Origin of the sequence: Candidatus Mycobacterium methanotrophicum (assembly GCF_023515995.1) — a bacterium.
GTDB classification, from domain to species: Bacteria; Actinomycetota; Actinomycetes; order Mycobacteriales; family Mycobacteriaceae; genus Mycobacterium; species Mycobacterium methanotrophicum.
This window is the reverse complement of the sequence record NZ_CP097320.1, coordinates 3,646,847-3,665,352: the sequence shown is the minus strand read 5'-3', so window position 1 is coordinate 3,665,352 and position 18,506 is coordinate 3,646,847. Positions and strand designations below refer to the sequence as shown.

Annotated in this window: 16 protein-coding genes and 2 pseudogenes; 9 read left to right on the top strand and 9 right to left on the bottom strand. The window is 67.2% G+C overall.

The features are described 5' to 3' along the window. From M5I08_RS19075 to M5I08_RS19045, 7 genes and pseudogenes are all read right to left on the bottom strand, one after another. Nucleotides 1–501, bottom strand: coding sequence for a hydrogenase maturation protease (locus M5I08_RS19075; RefSeq protein WP_219065576.1), 501 nt, complete (start codon nt 499–501; stop codon nt 1–3). A gap of 124 nt (nt 502–625) precedes the next feature. Continuing rightward, nucleotides 626–1,674 (bottom strand): annotated as a pseudogene (locus M5I08_RS27005) (NifU family protein). 3 nt (nt 1,675–1,677) lie between these two features. Beyond that, nucleotides 1,678–2,081, bottom strand: a pseudogene (locus M5I08_RS19065) (nickel-dependent hydrogenase large subunit); the annotation flags it as partial. A gap of 213 nt (nt 2,082–2,294) precedes the next feature. Continuing rightward, nucleotides 2,295–2,582, bottom strand: a complete 288-nt coding sequence (locus M5I08_RS19060) for a hypothetical protein (RefSeq protein ID WP_219065508.1) — start codon at nt 2,580–2,582, stop codon at nt 2,295–2,297. Then, nucleotides 2,564–3,142, bottom strand: coding sequence for a hypothetical protein (locus M5I08_RS19055; protein WP_219065507.1), 579 nt, complete (start codon nt 3,140–3,142; stop codon nt 2,564–2,566). The genes M5I08_RS19060 and M5I08_RS19055 overlap by 19 nt, the downstream gene beginning before the upstream one ends. A 185-nt stretch (nt 3,143–3,327) precedes the next feature. Further along, on the bottom strand, nt 3,328–4,077 hold the full coding sequence (gene hypB, locus M5I08_RS19050; protein WP_219065506.1) for a hydrogenase nickel incorporation protein HypB: 750 nt from the start codon (nt 4,075–4,077) through the stop codon (nt 3,328–3,330). Nucleotides 4,078–4,089: 12 nt separating this feature from the next. Further along, on the bottom strand, nt 4,090–4,425 hold the full coding sequence (locus M5I08_RS19045) for a hydrogenase maturation nickel metallochaperone HypA (protein ID WP_219065505.1): 336 nt from the start codon (nt 4,423–4,425) through the stop codon (nt 4,090–4,092). Between the two features lie 265 nt (nt 4,426–4,690). On the opposite strand from M5I08_RS19045, the gene M5I08_RS19040 reads away from it, so the two are divergent. Beyond that, a complete protein-coding gene (locus tag M5I08_RS19040; protein ID WP_249762902.1) occupies nt 4,691–4,795 on the top strand; it encodes a DUF6400 family protein in 105 nt (34 codons plus the stop codon). Between the two features lie 86 nt (nt 4,796–4,881). Here M5I08_RS19040 and mtr read toward each other — a convergent pair whose 3' ends face one another. Further along, on the bottom strand, nt 4,882–6,261 hold the full coding sequence (gene mtr, locus M5I08_RS19035; protein ID WP_219065504.1) for a mycothione reductase: 1,380 nt from the start codon (nt 6,259–6,261) through the stop codon (nt 4,882–4,884). Nucleotides 6,262–6,273: 12 nt separating this feature from the next. Next, nucleotides 6,274–7,296: an alpha/beta hydrolase gene (locus tag M5I08_RS19030; protein WP_219065503.1), complete on the bottom strand. Its 1,023-nt coding sequence runs from the start codon at nt 7,294–7,296 to the stop codon at nt 6,274–6,276. A 540-nt stretch (nt 7,297–7,836) separates the two neighbouring features. Between M5I08_RS19030 and mqo the strand changes: the two genes are divergently transcribed. From mqo to M5I08_RS18990, 8 genes are all read left to right on the top strand, one after another. Beyond that, nucleotides 7,837–9,282 carry a malate dehydrogenase (quinone) gene (gene mqo, locus M5I08_RS19025; protein WP_249763406.1) on the top strand — a complete coding sequence of 482 codons (1,446 nt, stop codon included), beginning with the start codon at nt 7,837–7,839 and terminating at the stop codon, nt 9,280–9,282. 49 nt (nt 9,283–9,331) lie between these two features. Next, the gene (locus tag M5I08_RS19020; protein ID WP_219065501.1) at nt 9,332–9,796 is read left to right on the top strand and encodes a GNAT family N-acetyltransferase; all 465 of its coding nucleotides are present in this window, start codon (nt 9,332–9,334) and stop codon (nt 9,794–9,796) included. Further along, on the top strand, nt 9,793–11,631 hold the full coding sequence (locus M5I08_RS19015; protein ID WP_219065500.1) for a magnesium chelatase subunit D family protein: 1,839 nt from the start codon (nt 9,793–9,795) through the stop codon (nt 11,629–11,631). Before M5I08_RS19020 ends, M5I08_RS19015 begins: the two co-directional genes overlap by 4 nt. A gap of 21 nt (nt 11,632–11,652) precedes the next feature. Further along, complete coding sequence (cobO, locus tag M5I08_RS19010; protein WP_219065499.1) at nt 11,653–12,267, top strand: cob(I)yrinic acid a,c-diamide adenosyltransferase; 615 nt, start codon at nt 11,653–11,655, stop codon at nt 12,265–12,267. A gap of 88 nt (nt 12,268–12,355) precedes the next feature. Beyond that, nucleotides 12,356–13,732: a cobyrinic acid a,c-diamide synthase CobB gene (locus tag M5I08_RS19005; RefSeq protein ID WP_219065498.1), complete on the top strand. Its 1,377-nt coding sequence runs from the start codon at nt 12,356–12,358 to the stop codon at nt 13,730–13,732. Next, nucleotides 13,729–14,940 carry a uroporphyrinogen-III C-methyltransferase gene (gene cobA / locus M5I08_RS19000; RefSeq protein WP_219065497.1) on the top strand — a complete coding sequence of 404 codons (1,212 nt, stop codon included), beginning with the start codon at nt 13,729–13,731 and terminating at the stop codon, nt 14,938–14,940. The genes M5I08_RS19005 and cobA overlap by 4 nt, the downstream gene beginning before the upstream one ends. 105 nt (nt 14,941–15,045) lie before the next feature. After that, nucleotides 15,046–16,560 carry an MFS transporter gene (locus M5I08_RS18995; RefSeq protein WP_370328511.1) on the top strand — a complete coding sequence of 505 codons (1,515 nt, stop codon included), beginning with the start codon at nt 15,046–15,048 and terminating at the stop codon, nt 16,558–16,560. Nucleotides 16,561–16,717: 157 nt separating this feature from the next. After that, nucleotides 16,718–18,469: a proline--tRNA ligase gene (locus tag M5I08_RS18990; protein ID WP_219065495.1), complete on the top strand. Its 1,752-nt coding sequence runs from the start codon at nt 16,718–16,720 to the stop codon at nt 18,467–18,469. Nucleotides 18,470–18,506 lie beyond the last annotated feature (37 nt).

Below are 18,506 nucleotides of genomic sequence, written 5' to 3'. Positions count from 1 at the left end.
TCAGCCCTGCCCTTCGACGGATGCCGCCGGTAACCGAGACCGCAGACCCGCGACGACCTCCGCAACGGCGTGGACGGCCCGTGGCACCGCGCCCGCGACGGCGTCGGTGAGGCCGATGCCGTCGTCGACGCTGCCGGCCTCGCAGCCGATGACGACCGTGTAGGGCGGTCTGCCGCCGAGTGCCTTCAGGCTGTCGAAGACGGCCGCGGGATCCATGCTGTGGGCGTCCAGAGCGGCCGTGGCCGAATGCGATTCATGGTCGGCCTCGAAGACGTGCAAAGCGCCCGGGCTGCCGCGACCGGGGACCGCGTCGACGATGACCAGCGCATCCCAGTCGTCAAGCAGGTCGTAAGCCAAGTGCATGCCCCCGGTCCCGTAGTCGACGACCCGCACGCCCGGATCGTCCTGCTGGACTGGGACGTGCCGGACCACCTCGGAGCCGAACCCGTCGTCGCCGAGGAAGATGTTGCCGATGCCGGCCACCAGAATGCGCAATGGAATCGGACCGTCCGGCGACGCTACATGTGCCGGATCTTGAGGTACCGGCGGGCGTCCGGAAGGGATATCAGCCCTATCACGACTCCGATCACAACGAACAGGCCCAGCAGGAAGATGAACACCCATCCTACGATCGCCATGACGAATCCCTTCTGTGGTGGTGGTGGTGGTGGTTTCGAGCGGCTCGACTTCGTCGGGGGAGAAGTACAGGTAGCGGCCGTACCAGTCGTGTAGGTCGGCCGCCGGATCGTCCTCGACCACGAGGCGCGACATGGCTTCGGGCGACATGGCGTCACAGCGGTCGATGATCTGCGCGGCCAGCGGGTCGGTCGCCCGGGCCTGCGCCTTCTCTTGGTCGGTCATCGTCATCACCCGCAAGGTCAGGATCTCGTCGATCTCGGTGCGGTCGTATAGCGCGGTTTCGCTCTGCTCGGCGATCTCGGGGTGGTCGTAGAGGATGATCGGGGAGATCAGCAGCAGATCCGCAGCGCCCGGCGCGCCGGCCAGCACCGGGAAACAGCGGCGCCGGCTACATCGGGATGCCGCGTCAGCGGCGGGTAGCGGTGGTTCGAGCAGCGAGACGAACTTGCCGCCAATGACGTGCGCGATGACGTGGGTGCCGATCAGGGAACGCGCGATCGCGCCGACAGGACCCAAAACGCCCCATTGCCAACGTGATCGGTTCCTGCTCGACGTCGACGAAATCTCCGGTGCGGCGGCGCGAATCGCATCCTCCACCGCCAGCTCCAGCGTCACCGCCGACGACGGACAACTCTTACAGCTACCGGCGAACGCAAGCTGCACGGTGTCGCCGGCGACGTCGAGCAGGTGCACATCGCCGCCGTGCGAGCCTAGATATGGCCGGACCCGGTCGAGCGCATCGGATACCCGACGTCGCACGGTGTGCGGGTGCAGGCCATGGACGAGCAGCAGGCTGGCCACCAAGTCGTCGGTGACCAGGCGATCAACGGTGCTGGGATCCGCCCGATCGCCTACTGCCGCCATGATCCGCGCCAAGCCCGCGCCGTACAGGTCGACCACCTCGCGAACCAGCTGCTCGGCGCGTTCACGCGCGACCGTTCCGCCGGACGACGTCGCGTCTAGCAGCGTCTGGATTCGATCACCCGCCGAGCGCCAGTGCGTGTCCCCCTGCAACTCCTCGGGGCGATCAGCCATACATCACTCCCCGGTCGCTGCTTGTGTTGGTGAATGCAGCCGCTCCAGTGTCTTGCCCTTGCCCAGGTACATGTGCACGCCGCAGGCAGGCACGGGTCGAAGCTGCGCACCGTGCGCATGATGTCGATGCCCTTGAAGTGCTCCCGGTCGTTCTCCTCGAAGATCGGCTGGCCCTGCACCGCGTCCTCGTAGGGGCCCGGCGTGCCAAAGCTGTCGCGCGGGTTGGCATTCCACGGGGTGGGCGGGTACGGGTGGTAGTTGGCGATCTTGCCGTCGCGAATCACCATGTGGTGGCTCAGCACCCCACGCACCGCCTCGGTGAATCCGCAGCCGATGCCCTCATCGGGCACGGTGAACTTCTCCCAGGTCTTAGTGCGACCGGCCCGGACTTCCACCAGTGTCTTCTCCCTGACGCCACGGGGGTCGACGGTCGGCCCGCTTACGCGGCGCTGTTTTCTGGGTCTACCCTCGCTCAACTACCTTGTCAACGCTGTATTGGCAAATTCGGAAACCCCGTACGGGTTTTCCGGATTTTCGGCATGACTTCGGCGGTCGAGGGGTATTCTGAGCGCCGATCGCAGTCGGCGCGTGCCCATCAGCAACACAATTAGTCTTGCCAATTAGTTGCATGTGTTGTCGCTCGGCTTTCGCGGTTGTGCGGCGGCTGCGGCGCAGGCCAGTTCGTTGTCGCGGTATTTGTGGGGATCGGGTTGAGCTGGGCCAATGCCGTTAAATCGGGCGGCGATCAGGGCGCGGCGGAGCTTGGCGAGCGTGTCTTCGAAGGCGGGTTGGGCCTTGTGGTCATACCAGGGCCCGGCGGAGTGGCGGGCTGTGAGGTCATCGGGGCGATAGCCGAACAGGATGTGCCAGATGATCACCAGGGTCTGGATCAAGAACCCGAAGGGCACGGCGGCGACGCCAAAGTGCGCAGGGCTGCGTTGGCCGGCAGCCGGGTGGTGATCGTGGCGCCGGGCATCGGCAGCGGCTTGCCGTGGCAGGCGGCGTCGCCCGCAGCGTGGATCTGCTTGTGCCAGAACGCTTGCGCAAGCACGGCGATCATATCGCGGGTCGGCCGCACCGGGGAGGCGGCGCCTTTGCCGGCCCAGCGCCGAAACAAGGTGTCATCGACGGCGGCGGCGACCGCCGCGCCGGCGCCGAGCAACCGCTCGACGATCAGCCGCGCGATCGCCAGGCCCGGCTGGCCGGTGTCCCGGCGATAGGTGCAGAACAACCGGCAGTCCGAGTGAAACGACACCAGCGCGGCCATTCCCGCGCCGGCGGGCATGCTGGCTACGGTGCGCCCCATGGTGCGGGCGACAAGCCCGGCTGCCAGCAGCGCGACCACCCCGAACGTCGCCGACCGGCCAAACACCGGCCGCAGTGTTGCCGGCAGTTCACGCCACGAGGCCGGTAAGCTCAGGCCGCAAGCATCGGCGGCGTCTCGAACATCTGGGCGAGTGCATGCCATCCGCCGATGCTTTCTTCACGATCACGGCCTGATCACGGCCTGATCACGACGACACGCCAATCAAGTCACAATCACCCCAAAAATCACACCCGCCACACTGACCAAACTGCGAAACTCAAGTTGTCAGGTAAGCGATTAAACGCTCCGGCGGTATACGCCACTAAAACGCCGGCCCACGGTTGCTTTTAGCCGACGTGGCCCACCGTGAACCGTCGCAGCCAACCGAACCAGTCGGCCATGCCGGCACCGGTGCGGGCGCTGATCGGCAAAACCGTCGCTGTCGGGTTGACGGCGCGGACCCGGGCGATGTACGTGCCGACATCGACGTCCAGGTAGGGGACCAAGTCGATCTTGTTGAGCAGCACCACGTCAGCGGCGCGGAACATCACCGGGTACTTCAACGGCTTATCGTCGCCCTCGGTGACCGAGTACACCATGGCTTTTGCATGCTCGCCAACGTCGAACTCGGCTGGGCAGACCAGGTTTCCGACATTTTCGATGATGACGAGATCGAGGCTGGCCAGATCCAGTCCCTGCAGCGCGCGGTTCACCATCGGTGCGTCGAGGTGACATTCGCCGCCGAACCCGTTGCCGGTATTGAGCAGGGATATCTGGGCGCCTCGGCCACCGAGCTTGGCCGCGTCCAGGTCGGTGGCGATATCGCCCTCGATCACCCCGACGGCGATCTCGTCGGCCAGTTCGTCTAGGGTGGCCTGTAACACCGTCGTCTTGCCCGAGCCGGGGGAGCTCATCAGGTTGACAGCACGAACTCGGTTGTCTTCGAACGCGTGTCGGTTAAAGTCGGCCCGGATGTCGTTCTCGGCGAAGATCGCCTCCAGCACGTCGATCCGCTGGGAACCGGTGTGATAGCCACTGTGATCGTCGTGGTCGTGGGTATGCGCGGTTCCGTCGTCGTGCCGATGAAATCTACCCATCGCCAATTCCTTTCACGAGACCTCCAATGACGTCACCAAGAACTCGTTGCCGTGCAGCACCTCGACGTCGGCACTCTCGCAATGCGGGCATAACAATGACCAGCGCGAGTCGATCGTCGACTGGTGGCCGCAGGAGCGGCAGCTCACTTCGGCGTTGACGAACTCGAGCTCCAGCTCGGCGTCGGGCATGTCCTCGTAGTCTCGGACCAGCATCCAGCAAAACGACAGCGAGTCGGGGACCACCTGGCGAAGGGCGCCGATCGTGACCCGCACGACATCGACGTGGCGGCCGTCTGCGTATGGCTTGACCACACCGGCAATCGCTTGGCACAACGACAGCTCGTGCACGGCGGATCACCGCCGCGGCGCACTGACGGCAGCAGAGCCCACAGGCACTGTTCTACACCTGGGAGCCCGCCGAGATTTCACAGCCGCCAAACACAGCGCGGGGGCAGGTGGCCAGGCGTTGGTTTGGGTCACCTGCGCCTGCGTACGCCGATAGTGGCCTCTCACGCAAAACTGCGGCGGGCCTACGCTCATCCCGTCTGCGGGGGTCGCGCGCCGCCGGGCTGCCATCCTGGCGGCGATCGGGGAGGACTGGGACCCACGGGCGGTGCTGGCCGAGGAGGATCGCGCCTACGCGATGTTGTATTCCGGCCTGGATGACGAGCAGCAGCGCACGCTCCCGGATCGGGCGGCCGGTTGTGTTTCCGATTGATCCCACCGCTGATCCGGGGCGCCGGGCGTGGTTCGGCTGATCGGCAGTGCGACCACGGCGCCCTAGGCTCAACCCGCCGGCGGGACTCACGACAGGTCGAGTAGCGCGTTCTCGACGACTTCTGGCAGCGCCGGGTGAATCCAGTACTGACCGCGAGCCATCTGCTGGGCAGGCAGTCCGAAGCTGATCGCCTGGATCAGCGGCTGAATGATCGACGATGCCTGGTGTCCCATGATGTGCGCACCGAGCAGTCGCCCGGTCCCGCGGTCGGCGACCAGTTTGACGATGCCGGTGCTGTCCTCCATCGCCCAGCCGTAGGCGACACCCCCATAATTCTGAATAGCGCATGATACGTCGAAACCCTTCGCGACAGCTTCATTTTCACTCAGCCCGATGGTCGCGATCTGCGGATCGGTGAACACCGCGGCGGGAACGTAGCGGTGGTCGGTGGCGACCAGCGCCTCGGCGTCGTCCCAGTCGCAAAGCAGATTGTGCTGCACGACGCGCGCTTCGTGGTTGGCCACGTGCTTGAGCTCGTAGGGCGACGACACATCGCCGAGCGCGAAAACGTTGCGCGCCGAAGTTCGTTGGTATTCATCCACGACGATTCGGCCGTCGTCGACCTCGATGCCGGCTTGCTCGGCGTCCAGCTGATCGCCGTTGGGGCGCCGGCCGGTCGCCACTAGCAGCGCGTCGGTGCTCAGCGTCGAACCGTCGTCGAGTTCGAGCACGATGCGGGAGCGGTCTTGCTGGGCGCCGATGAGGTTGCGGTGGGTGCGCAGTTCCCATTTGGTCGATGCGATGCGGGTAAACCTTTCGCACAGCGTGTCATCGAGGTGGCGTAACAGGGCGCCGCCGCGGATCACCAGGGTGATCCGGACGCCCAGTGCGGAGAAGATGTGCGCGAATTCGGCTGCCACAAAACCGCCCCCGACGATCACCAGGTGCGCGGGCAACTCGGGTACCCGCATGACGGTGTCACTGGTGTAGTAGCGGACTCCGCATTCGACGACGGCCGGCGGGATCATCGGTCGCGCGCCAGCGGCAATCACCACCTGCTCGGCGGTGAACTCGTCGCCGCCGTCGGTGCGCAGCAGGTACCGACCGTCGGGCTGGACCGTGCCGAATCGGGTGTGCCGGTCGTAGACGTCAACATTGGGTGAGGCTCGTCGATAGTCCTCACCGCCGATCGCGATCGGGTCGATGCGCCCGAAGACGCGCGAGACGATGTCGTCCCAGCGCACCCGGTCGATGTGCGCGTCGATGCCGTAACGGGCCGCAGCCCGGATGATCTCGGCGACTTCGGCGGCGTAGACGAACATCTTGGTGGGGATGCATCCGACGTTCAGGCAGGTTCCGCCGAATGTTCCCTGTTCGCAGATCGCGACTCGTTTGCCGGCGTAGCGTTCGTCGAGAATGCTGTTGCCCGAGCCGGTTCCGATAATCGCGAGGTCGTAGGTCTCCATCTGTCTGCTCCCTCAACCGCTTTCGGACGTGACGTTGGAGGTGGCACCCAGGTAGTCATCAAGCCAAGTGTCCAGCTGTCGGTAGGCTACCTTCCGCGGCTGCGGCATCGACAAGAACACGTCGTGCTTGGCGTCGGTCACCGGAACGATGGTGCTGTGGTTGCCGATGCAGCCGGCCCAGCGGGCGATATGTGCCACGTTGAGAACCGCGTCACCGCATTGCAAAGCGATTGGGTCCGCGGTTTCCGGCACGCTGCGATCTGACCGCAAGATCAGGTTCGGCACGCCGACGTCGAGCCCGCGGTGCAGCCGCGCCAGGCCACGCTGGATCGCGCGCAGCCAGCCGAAGGTGATGGGGAAGCCGCCCAGCGGTTTCCACTGCAGGTTGTAGTCGAACTCGCCGTAGTAGTCGCGGTGCAGGCTGGCGCCGTAACCACCGGCATTTTCGCTCGGGGAGCGGGCGACCCGCTTAACGCCGGTGCAGGCGATCGCGGCGATCAAGGCTGTCGTCGTCGGCCAGCGCAGCACTGCCGGGCCGGGCAGATCCAGGAACGGGCTGTTGAGCACCAGTCCCGTCACGCCGGCGCGTGCGGACGCGCCACTGCTGCTGCGTCTCCGACGCAACCGGTCCAGCCACAGCGACACGATCAACCCGCCGGCGGAATGGCCGTACACCAGCACCCGCGCCGGACCGGTCTGCTCGCCGATCACCGCGAGCGCGCGGTCGAGTTCGGCGTCGTAGCGGGCCAGGTCGGTGGTGAAGTGCGGGGTTTGGCCGGTCCGCCACGACCGCCCGCACTTCTGCAGGTCGAGCGCATAAAAGGCGAATCCGCGGTCGGCAAAGTGGTCGGCGAGCGGGGTGTGGAAGAAGTAGTCGGTGTATCCGTGCACGGCCAGCACGGCATCGGTGGTCCTCACTTCGTCACCACGGCGCAGCAGGGTCGCGACGACGTCGCCCTCGCCGTCGGGATCGTCACCCAACGGGATGGTGAGCTGCCAGTAGCCGGGTAGGACGTCGGGGTGCCAGCCAGTCACGCACGCCAGCGTAAAGCGTGCGAGATTCAGCCGGGTCGAGCCAAAACGACCGGGCCGGCGGAGCGCAAGCCGTTGCCGCCGTCCGTGCACAAGCTACTCGGCACCGGCTGCTCAATACTTGCCTCGTATCGGGCGAGGTGGATTCGGAAACGGGCGAGTCGCAGCGACCGACGGCGACCGCCTCGCCGGGCGCCACACCCCATTCCCGTCGTTCGTTGCGGCGCAACACATCGGCGATGGCTGGGCGCTCAGCCACCCGGGTTGCTTCCCGCAGCATGTACTCCGACAGGGAGAGCCCGACCGCAGCGGCCTTCGAACGCAGGGCGGCATGGACGTCCTCGGGCACGTCGCGGATTGGAGCGCATCCTAGGGCCATCAGGATGATGCGGGCGGCATAGGCGGCGACACCGGTGTTGAATCCGTCGCCGCGGGATAGGGTGGAATGCGGCCCGTTCACGCGAGCAGGTAAGGACCAGCAACCCGGTGTCAGACCCAGCGGCAACCGCGAAGGCCGATGTGGTGTTGGTCGGGGCGGGCATCATGAGCGCCACCCTGAGCGTGTTGTTGCGGCGGCTGGAGCCCGGGTGGTCGATCACTTTGGTGGAGCGGCTGGACGCGGCCGGGGCCGAGAGCAGCGACGCGTGGAATAACGCAGGCACTGGACATTCCGGGCTCTGCGAGCTGTTTTACACACCCCAGCAGCCGGACGGCTCGGTCGACGTCAGCAAAGCGGTGCGCGTCAACGAGCGATTCCAGCTCACCCGTCAGTTCTGGGCTTATGCGGCCGAAAACGGCATCCTGTCGGATGTGCGCGGCTTTCTGCGCCCGGTTCCGCATGTCAGCTTTGTGCAGGGCGCCGATCGTGTCGACTATCTGCGCCGCCGCCGCGAGGCGTTGGCGCCTAATCCACTGTTTGCTCGCAGCGAATGGATCGACGACGCCGACGAGTTCGCCCGCCGGCTGCCGTTGATGGCCGCCAAACGCGACTTTTCCGAACCGTTCGCGCTGGATTGGGCCGCCGATGGCACCGACGTCGACTTCGGTGCCCTGTGCCGGCAACTCATCGGCTTTTGCGTGCGCAACGGGACGGCGGCGTTGTTCGGTCACGAGGTGCGCAACCTGTCCCGTCAGCATGACGGCAGCTGGACGCTGACCGTTCGCAACCGCCACACCGGCGAAAACCGCAAGCTGACCGCCAAATTCGTGTTCGTCGGTGGCGGCGGGCAGGCGTTGCCGCTGCTGCAGAAGTCCGGCATCGCAGAAGCCAAGGGATTCGGCGGTTTCCCGATCGCCGGCAAGTTTTTGCGCAGCGGCAGACCCGCGATCGCCGCTGGGCACCGGGCGAAGGTCTACGGCTTACCCGCGGTCGGCGCGCCGGCGATGACGGCGGCACATCTCGACGCGCGGATTGTCAACGACAAGCCCTGGCTGCTGTTCGGGCCCTTCGCCGGGTGGTCGCCGAAATTCCTCAAGCACGGCCATATCACCGATCTGCCCCGCTCCATCAGGCCGGGCAACCTGGCGGTCATGATCAGCGTCGGCGTCACACAGAGGAAACTGGTCAACTACTTGATCGGCCAGCTGCGGCTTTCGCATTCCGACCGGGTCCGTTGGCTGCGCGAATTCGTGCCCAGCGCAGTGGATTCCGATTGGGAGCTGACGACGGCCGGTCAGCGGGTGCAGGTGATTCGGCCCACCAAGCGCAGACGTGGGGAACTCGAATTCGACACCACGGTGCTAAGTGCCGCCGACGGCAGCATCGCCGGTCTGCTGGGAGCGTCACCGGGGGCCTCGACGGCGGTGTCGGCGATGCTCGACGTGTTGGCCCGCTGCTTTCCCGGCCGGTATCAGGCGTGGCTGCCTACCCTCAAAGACATGGTGCCGTCGTTAGGAGCCACCCTCTGCGAGGAACCGGGGCTGTTCGAAGAGGTGTGGTCATGGGGCGCCAAGGCGCTGCGGCTGGACGACCCGGCGGGCGCGTCATGACCCGCGTCCGCGACGATGCAGCGCCAAGCGGTGAGGAGCAGCGACGCGCATGACTGCGACGTTGCACCGCGCGTGGGCCAAAGACCTTGACGTTGCGACACTTTACGCGCTGCTCAAGCTGAGAGTGGAGGTCTTCGTGGTGGAACAGGCCCGCCCCTATCCCGAATTGGACGGGCGTGATCTGCTCGCCGAAACCCGGCATTTTTGGCTGCAAGCCCCCGACGGCGCGGTGATCTGCACCCTGCGGTTGATGGAAGAACACGCGGGCGGGAAGAAGGCATTTCGGCTTGGGCGGTTGTGCACCGAACGCAGTGTGCGCGGTCAGGGCCACACCACTCGGCTGCTTGACGCGGCGCTGGCCGAGGTCGGCGACTATCCTTGCCGCATCGACGCGCAGACCTATTTGACGGACATGTATGCCCAGCACGGATTCGTCCGGGACGGCGACGACTTCGTCGACGACGGCGTTCCGCACGTGCCGATGGTCAAACCGGGTTTCGCGGGGCAGCTGTGAAAACGTACCCGTTCAGCGCGATCGTCGGCCACGACCAGCTGCGGCTGGCGCTGATTTTGTGTGCGGTGCGCCCGGAGGTCGGTGGCGTGCTGATCCGTGGCGAGAAGGGCACCGCCAAGTCGACGGCCGTGCGTGGCCTGGCCGCGCTGCTGTCGACGGCGGATGGCTCGGCCGACGCGCGTCTGGTCGAGCTCCCGATCGGCGCCACCGAGGACCGGGTGGTCGGTTCGCTGGATCTGCAGCGGGTATTGCGCGACGGCGAGCACGCGTTTTCACCGGGGCTGCTGGCCCGCGCCCACGGCGGTGTGCTCTATGTCGACGAGGTCAACCTGCTGCCCGACCACCTGGTCGATTTGCTGCTGGATGCCGCCGCGATGGGGCGGGTGCATGTTGAGCGCGACGGGATTTCGCATTCGCACGAGGCACGGTTTGTCTTGATCGGCACGATGAATCCCGAAGAAGGCGAGCTGCGCCCGCAGCTGCTGGACCGGTTCGGGCTCACCGTCGACGTGCATGCGTCTCGCGACGTCGATGTGCGGAGCCAGGTTGTCCGGCAGCGAATGGATTACGAGGCCGACCCGGACGCTTTCGCGCAGCGCTACGCCGCCGACGACGCCGAGCTGGCCCGCCGGATCGCCTCCGCGCGCCGGCTTGTCGGCGGTGTGACGTTGCCGGACAAGGAGTTACGGCGGATCGCTGCGCTGTGCGCCGCGTTCGACGTCGATGGCATGCGCGCTGACCTGGTGATCGCCCGGACCGCGGTTGCGCACGCCGCCTGGTGTGGCCGTGACACGGTGGGCGAAGACGATATCCGGGTGGCAGCCGAGTTGGCGCTGCCGCACCGCCGCCGCCGCGACCCGTTCGACGATCCCGGAATCGACCCGGGCCAACTCGACGCGGCGTTAGCCGCCGCCGACCCGGACCTGGCCGGGCCGCCCGATGACCCCGATCCCGAACCTGACCCGCCCGGCGCCGGACAAGGCATGAACGATGCTGAGCCGCAGCTGAATTCGTCGCGCCCACAAACATCGAGGCCCAGTGCGTCACCGTCGGCGACGTTTCGCACCCGCGCGCTGACGGTGCCCGGCGTGGGCGCGGGTGCGCCGGGGCGTCGGTCGCGGGCCCGCAACGCAACCGGTGCCGCGGTGGCCGCCACCGAAGACGATACGGCCGGGTACGGCCTGCATCTGTTCGCCACGGTGTTGGCCGCCGCTGGGCGCGCCGAGGGGGCCGGGCGACTGCGGCTAGGGCCCGGCGATGTCCGCCGAGCGGTACGGGAAGGCCGCGAGGGCAACCTGGTCATCTTCGTCGTCGACGCATCGGGATCGATGGCGGCCCGCGACCGGATGGCCGCAGTCAGCGGCGCCACGTTGTCGCTGTTGCGCGACGCCTATCAGCGCCGCGACAAGGTCGCCGTGATCACCTTCCGCGGGCAGGACGCGCAGCTGCTGCTGCCGCCGACGGCATCGGCGCACATCGCGGCGCGCCGGCTGTCGCGTTTTGACACCGGCGGCCAAACGCCGCTCGCGGAAGGTCTGCTCGCCGCACGCGAACTGGTGGTCCGCGAGAAGGTCCGTGACCGGTCGCGGCGCGCCTTGGTGGTGGTGCTCACCGACGGCCGGGCCAACGCGGGACGGGACCCGTTGGGCCGCAGCGGGTCTGCGGCGGCGCTCATCGTCGCCGAAGGCGCCGCCGCGGTCGTCGTCGATTGTGAAACGTCGTATGTGCGGCTTGGGCTGGCCCAGCAGCTGGCGGCGCAGCTGGGTGCGCCGTCGGTGCGGCTCGAGCACTTGCGAGCCGATCATCTGACCTATGTCGTGCGCAGCGCGGCCTGAATCGCCGAGAGGTAAGCGCTCATGCCGCAGGGCCGTCCGCTTTCCGTCCCCGACGACGGCCTGACCACCCGGGCCCGACGCAACGTGCCGGTGCTGGCAGTGCACACGGGTACCGGCAAAGGAAAGTCGACGGCCGCCTTCGGAATGGCGTTGCGGGCATGGAATTCGGGCTTGAGCGTCGCGGTGTTCCAGTTCGTCAAGAGCGCCAGGTGGAAGGTCGGCGAGGAGGCGGCGTTCCACCAGCTGGGGCGACTGCACGAGGAGCACGGGCTGGGTGGCCCGGTGGAATGGCAGAAGATGGGCGCCGGCTGGTCCTGGACGCGTAAGACCGGCGGCGGCGACGACCATGCCGCGGCGGCCGCCGACGGCTGGGCCGAGATCAGCCGTCGGCTGGCCGCTGCGCAGCACGACTTCTACGTGCTCGACGAGTTCACCTATCCGCTGAAGTGGGGCTGGATCGACGTCGACGAGGTGGCGGAAACCCTGCTGACGCGACCGGGCAATCAGCATGTGGTGATCACCGGTCGTGACGCTCCGCCGCGTCTGCTCGAAGTCGCCGATCTGGTCACCGAGATGACCAAGGTCAAGCACCCGATGGATGCCGGCCGCAAAGGGCAGAAGGGCATCGAATGGTGACCCCACGTTGCCGCGAGCGCGCGTGTTTGTACGCCGACACGCCGCCGCGACTGTCATTTTGCGCGCGCTCACGCACGTGGGGCAGAGCGTGAGTGTCCCCGCCGTCATGGTCGCCGCGCCCGCGTCGGGCAGCGGAAAAACCACCGTCGCGACGGGGCTGATCGGCGCGCTGCGACAGGCAGGCCATGCCGTCGCGCCTTTCAAGGTCGGCCCGGACTTCGTCGACCCGGGATATCACGCGCTGGCCGCCGGGCGCGTCAGCCGCAACTTGGACCCAGTCCTGGTCGGGGAGAAGCTGATTGGGCCGCTGTACGCGCACGGCGCCGCAGGTGCCGACATCGCCGTGATCGAAGGGGTGATGGGTCTTTTCGACGGCCGCATCGACGCGCAAGCGCGCATACCGGCATCCGGGTCCTCCGCGCATGTCGCTGGTCTGCTGGGCCTCCCGGTCATCCTGGTGGTGGATGCCCGGGGCCAAAGCCACAGCATCGCCGCGCTGCTGCATGGGTTTTCGACGTTCGACAGCGCGACGCGCATCGCCGGTGTCATTCTCAACCGGGTGGGTTCGGCGCGCCATGAGCAGGTGTTGCGGCAGGCGTGCGAGCAGGCCGGTGTCCCGGTGCTGGGCGCGATTCCGCGCCGCGATGAACTAGAAGTGCCGTCAAGGTATCTGGGCCTGGTGACCGCTGTCGAGTACGAGCGGCGGGCTGATGCCGCGGTCGAGGCGATGACGACGCTGATCGCCCGCCACGTCGATCTGCGCGCAGTATCGCGGCTCGCCCGAAGCCTTGTCACCGATCCGGCGTGGGACCCGTCGACCGCCGCGGGCCAACCGGTCGCAGCGCCGGTCAACGTGGCGCTGGCCAGCGGGAAGGCGTTCAGCTTCGGCTACCCCGAACATGCCGAACTCGTGCGGGCATGCGGCGCGGACGTCACGGAGTTCGACCCGCTCGTCGACCCGCTGCCCGACGGTACCGATGCGGTGTTGCTGCCCGGCGGATTCCCCGAGCAGTTCGCCGCCGAGCTGTCCGGCAATGACATGGCCCGCCGGCAGATCAACGCACTGGCTGCCGCCGGTGCGCCGATCCAGGCCGAATGCGCTGGACTGCTGTACCTGGTTTCCCAGCTCGACGGGCATCCGATGTGCGACGTGCTGGCCGGATCGGCCTCGTTCACCGAACAGCTCACGCTGGGCTATCGCGACGCGGTGGCGGTGGCCGATTCGGTTCCCTACCGTGCCGGCCAGCGGGTGGTCGGACACGAATTCCACCGCACCGCGGTCAGATTCAGCGGCGGCTACCAGCCGGCGTGGATGTATCGGGGTCAGCGCAGCGACGCTGTGCGCGATGGCGCGGTGCACGGGGGAGTGCACGCGTCGTATCTCCACACTCACCCGGCTGCGACCCCTGATGCGGTGGCGCGCTTGGTGGCTCACGCTGCCGCAAAGTCTAGAATCGGCGGGTGACGTCGCCCGAGGATCCTTATCTGGCCGGCTTGCGGCTGACCGGTAAGAAGGTCATCGTGGTCGGCGGCGGCACTGTGGCTCAGCGCCGACTTCCGTTGCTGATCGCCAGCGGAGCCGGCATCCACGTTATCACCCGAACGGCCACCCGCGCGGTCGAGGCGATGAGCGGAATCACCTTGTCGCTGCGGGAGTATCGCGACGGCGACTTGGCGGGTGCCTGGTATGCGATCGCGGCCACCGACGACGCGCAGGTGAACGAGGCGGTGGTCGCCGAGGCTGACCGGCGCCGAATCTTCTGCGTGCGCGCCGATATCGCGGTCGAGGGCAGCGCGGTGACCCCGGCTACGTTCGACTACGCGGGGCTGTCGGTGGGAGTTTTGGCCGGCGGCGAGCACCGCCGCTCCGCCGCGATCCGCTCGGCGATCCGCGAGGCGCTCCAGCGGGGGGTCATCACCGGCGAAAGCGTCGAGAGCAGCGACGTCGTGCATGGCGGGGTGGCGCTGGTCGGCGGGGGCCCCGGCGATCCGGAACTGATCACTGTCCGCGGCCGGCGTCTGCTCGCCCAGGCCGACGTCGTCGTCGCCGACCGGCTGGCGCCCCCGGAGCTGCTCGCCGAGCTCCCCCCTCACGTCGAGGTGATCGACGCCGCCAAGATTCCCTACGGACGGGCGATGGCGCAGAACGCCATCAACGAGGTCATGATCTCCCACGCCCGCGCCGGACGGTTTGTGGTGCGCCTCAAGGGGGGCGATCCGTTCGTGTTCGCCCGCGGATACGAGGAAGTGCTGGCGTGCGTCGAGGCCGGCGTTCCGGTGACGGTCGTGCCCGGTGTGACGAGCGCCATAGCAGTACCCGCGTCAGTGGGTGTTCCGGTCACTCACCGCGGCGCGAATCACGAATTCGTGGTGGTCAGCGGCCACCTTGCGCCAGGGCACCCCGAATCGTTAGTGAATTGGGACGCATTAGCGGCGATGTCGGGCACCATCGTTTTGCTGATGGCGGTGGAGCGCGTCGAGCTTTTCGCCGAGGTCCTGCTGAAAGGCGGCCGACCTGCGGAAACGCCGGTGCTGGTGGTCCAACAGGGAACGACGGCCGCAGCGCACGTTTTGCGGGCCACCCTCGCTGACGTACCGGAAAAAATACGTTCAGAGGGAATTCGACCCCCGGCGATCATCGTGATCGGCACGGTAGCGGGATTCGGCGCTTAAAAGATTCCTAAGACTACTGTAGGGTAAGTTCTTATGACGGCTCTCAACGACGCAGAGCGGGCTGTCCACGAATGGACGTCTGAACCCTCGGAGCGAGAAGTCCATATGCCCCCAGTGCACGCCGCTAAAACCGCCGTGAATTCCGCGAGCAGATCTTATCCGACGTGGCTGCTCTCGTGGAGGTTCATCGCTGCAGTCATCGCGATCGGCGGGATGCAGTTGATGGCGACGATGGACGGCACCATCGCGATCGTCGCGCTTCCTAAGATCCAGAACGAGCTCGGCCTCTCGGATGCCGGGCGGAGCTGGGTGATCACCGCCTACGTGCTGACCTTCGGGGGACTGATGCTGCTCGGCGGCCGCCTGGGCGACACCATCGGCCGCAAGCGCACCTTCGTCGTCGGCGTCGCGCTGTTCACCATCGCCTCCGCGCTGTGCGGTGTCGCATGGGACGACTTCACCCTGGTCACCGCCCGGTTGCTGCAGGGCATCGGCGCCGCGATCGCCTCGCCGACCGGCTTGGCGCTGGTGGCTACCACCTTCCCCAAGGGGCCGGCGCGCAACGCCGCGATGGCGGTGTTCGGCGCGATGACCGGCGTCGGCTCGGTGATGGGCTTGGTGGTCGGCGGTGCGCTGACGGAGGTGTCGTGGCGCTTGGCGTTCCTGGTCAACGTGCCGATCGGGCTGGTGATGCTCTACCTGTCCCGCACCACGCTGCGGGAGACCAACCGGGAGCGGATGAAGCTGGACGCCACCGGAGCGGTGCTGGCCACCTTGACCTGTACCGCCGCCGTCTTCGCGTTCTCGATGGGACCCGAGAGGGGCTGGATCTCGGCTACCACCATCGGTTCCGGCGCGGTGGCCCTGGCTGCATTTATCGCGTTCGCCATGATTGAGCGCACCGCCGAGAACCCGATCGTCCCGTTCGACCTGTTCTTCGACCGCAACCGGCTGGCCACCTTCGTGGCCATCTTCCTGGGCGGCGGCGTGCTGTTTACCCTGACCGTCACGATCGGGCTGTACGTGCAGGACATCATGGGCTACAGCGCGCTGCGAGCCGGTGTCGGCTTTATCCCGTTCGCGATCGCGCTGGGCATCGGCATGGCTGGCTCCTCGCAGCTGGTGTCGTGGTTCCCGCCGCGGGTCGTGGTGATCAGCGGCGGGATCCTGCTGCTGGGCGCGATGATCTACGGTTCGACGCTCGACGGCGGCATGCCCTACCTCGACTTGGTGGTGCTGATCACCGTCGGCGGGATCGGGATCGGGATGATCATCATCCCGCTGGCGCTCTCGGCGATCGCCGGCGTCGGCTTCGACCGGATCGGACCCACCTCCGCGATCACGCTGATGCTGCAGCAACTCGGCGGCCCGGTGGTTTTGGCGGTCATCCAGGCCGTCATCACGTCGCGCACGCTGTACCTGGGTGGCACAACCGGCCCGGTCAAATTCATGAACAAGGCACAGCTGCGTGCGCTCGACCACGGCTACACCTACGGTCTGCTGTGGATGGCCGGCGTGGCCGTTGTCGTCGGTGGAGTCTCTCTGCTCATCGGCTACAGCGCCGCGCAGGTGGCCCGCGCGCAGGAAGTCAAGGAGGCGATCGACGCCGGCGAGCTGTAGTTCGGCGTTCGTGAGATTGCAGTCAGGGTCGTGATCTGCCGCGGAAAGCAGCCCTGACTGCAATTTGGCGGATACACAGGCCCACCGTGATTGGTGGCGGCGACCCGCCTCGCCCGGCTGGCAGCCGCGCTCGCACTCGCCGCTAGGCTGTCGCGCTGTGATCACCCGGATGTCCGAGCTGTTCTTGCGCACGCTGCGCGACGCCCCCGCCGACGCCGAAGTTGCCAGCCACAAGCTGTTGATCCGGGCCGGCTACATCCGACCGATCGCGCCCGGCCTGTACACCTGGCTGCCCCTGGGGCTGCGGGTGCTGCGCAACATCGAACGCGTCGTGCGGGAAGAGATGAACGCGATCGGCGGGCAGGAGATCCTCTTCCCGGCGCTGCTGCCGCGTGCGCCTTACGAGACGACCAACCGCTGGACCGAATACGGCGACAGCATTTTTCGGTTGAAAGACCGCCGCGGCAATGACTACCTACTCGCCCCGACCCACGAAGAAATCTTCGCCCTCACGGTGAAAGGGGAGTACAGTTCCTACAAAGACTTTCCGCTGGTGCTCTACCAGGTCCAGATCAAGTACCGCGACGAGGCGCGGCCTCGGGCCGGCATTCTGCGGGTACGCGAGTTCGTGATGAAGGACTCCTACTCCTTCGACATCGACGATGCCGGGCTCAAGAACGCCTACCAGGCACACCGAGAGGCCTATCAGCGCATCTTTGAGCGGCTCACGGTGCGTTACGTCATCGTGTCGGCGGTGTCGGGGGCCATGGGCGGCAGCGCTTCCGAGGAGTTCCTGGCCGAAAGCACGGTTGGTGAGGACACCTTCGTTCGCTGCCTGGAGTCCGGGTACGCGGCTAACGTCGAGGCCGTGGTCACCGCTCGCCCCGAGGCCCGGCCGGTCGACGGCCTGCCCGAGGCGGTGGTCCACGACACCGGTGACACCCCGACCATCGCGACCCTGGTCGAGTGGGCCAACGGCGCCGACCTGGGCCGCACGGTCACCGCGGCCGACACCCTGAAGAATGTGCTGCTCAAGGTGCGCCGACCGGGCGGGGACTGGGAGCTGCTGGCCGTTGGGGTGCCGGGCGACCGTGCGGTCGACGACAAGCGGTTAGGCGCGGCGCTGGAACCGGCCGAATACACGCTGCTTGACGATGCCGACTTCGCCAGGTATCCGTTTCTGGTGAAGGGATATATCGGCCCGAAGGCGTTGCAGGACAACGGCGTTCGCTATCTCGTCGACCCGCGGGTAGTGGATGGCACCAGCTGGATCACCGGCGCCGACAAGCCGGGGCGCCACGTCGTCGGGCTGGTCGCCGGCCGCGACTTCACCGCCGACGGCACCATCGAGGCCGCCGAAATCCGCGACGGCGATCCGTCTCCGGACGGCGCCGGAACTCTGGTATCAGCTCGCGGCATCGAGGTCGCTCACATCTTCCAGCTCGGCCGTAAATACACCGACGCCTTCACCGTCGACGTACTCGGCGAGGACGGCAAGCCGGTGCGGCTGACCATGGGCTCCTACGGCCTCGGGGTGTCGCGGCTGGTGGCGGTCATCGCCGAACAGCACCACGACGAGCTGGGGCTGCGCTGGCCGGCCGAGGTCGCGCCCTTCGACGTGCATGTGGTGATCGCCAACAAGGATGCGCAGGCGCGCGGCGGGGCCACCGCGCTGGCCGCCGATCTGGACCGGCTGGGCATTGAGGTGCTGCTCGACGACCGGCCGGCCTCGCCCGGGGTGAAGTTCAAGGATGCCGAGTTGCTCGGTGTGCCCTGGATCGTCGTGGTGGGCCGCGGCTGGGCGGACGGGACGGTCGAGTTGCGTAATCGGTTCACCGGCGAGACCCGCGACCTGGCGATCGGCGCCGGGCTCGCCACCGACATCAGGGTTGCGGTATCGGGGGGCTAGCCTCAGCCGGCCGAGCAGACGCAGAGTCGCATTGCGC

Bases quoted from the DNA above. Each gene is read 5' to 3' on its own strand.
- M5I08_RS19055 (WP_219065507.1), bottom strand. From the start codon at position 3,142: ATGGCATGCACTCGCCCAGATGTTCGAGACGCCGCCGATGCTTGCGGC.
- hypB (WP_219065506.1), bottom strand. From the start codon at position 4,077: ATGGGTAGATTTCATCGGCACGACGACGGAACCGCGCATACCCACGAC.
- mtr (WP_219065504.1), bottom strand. From the start codon at position 6,261: ATGGAGACCTACGACCTCGCGATTATCGGAACCGGCTCGGGCAACAGC.
- mqo (WP_249763406.1), top strand. From the start codon at position 7,837: ATGAGCGCCACCCTGAGCGTGTTGTTGCGGCGGCTGGAGCCCGGGTGG.
- M5I08_RS19020 (WP_219065501.1), top strand. From the start codon at position 9,332: ATGACTGCGACGTTGCACCGCGCGTGGGCCAAAGACCTTGACGTTGCG.
- cobO (WP_219065499.1), top strand. From the start codon at position 11,653: ATGCCGCAGGGCCGTCCGCTTTCCGTCCCCGACGACGGCCTGACCACC.
- M5I08_RS18995 (WP_370328511.1), top strand. From the start codon at position 15,046: ATGCCCCCAGTGCACGCCGCTAAAACCGCCGTGAATTCCGCGAGCAGA.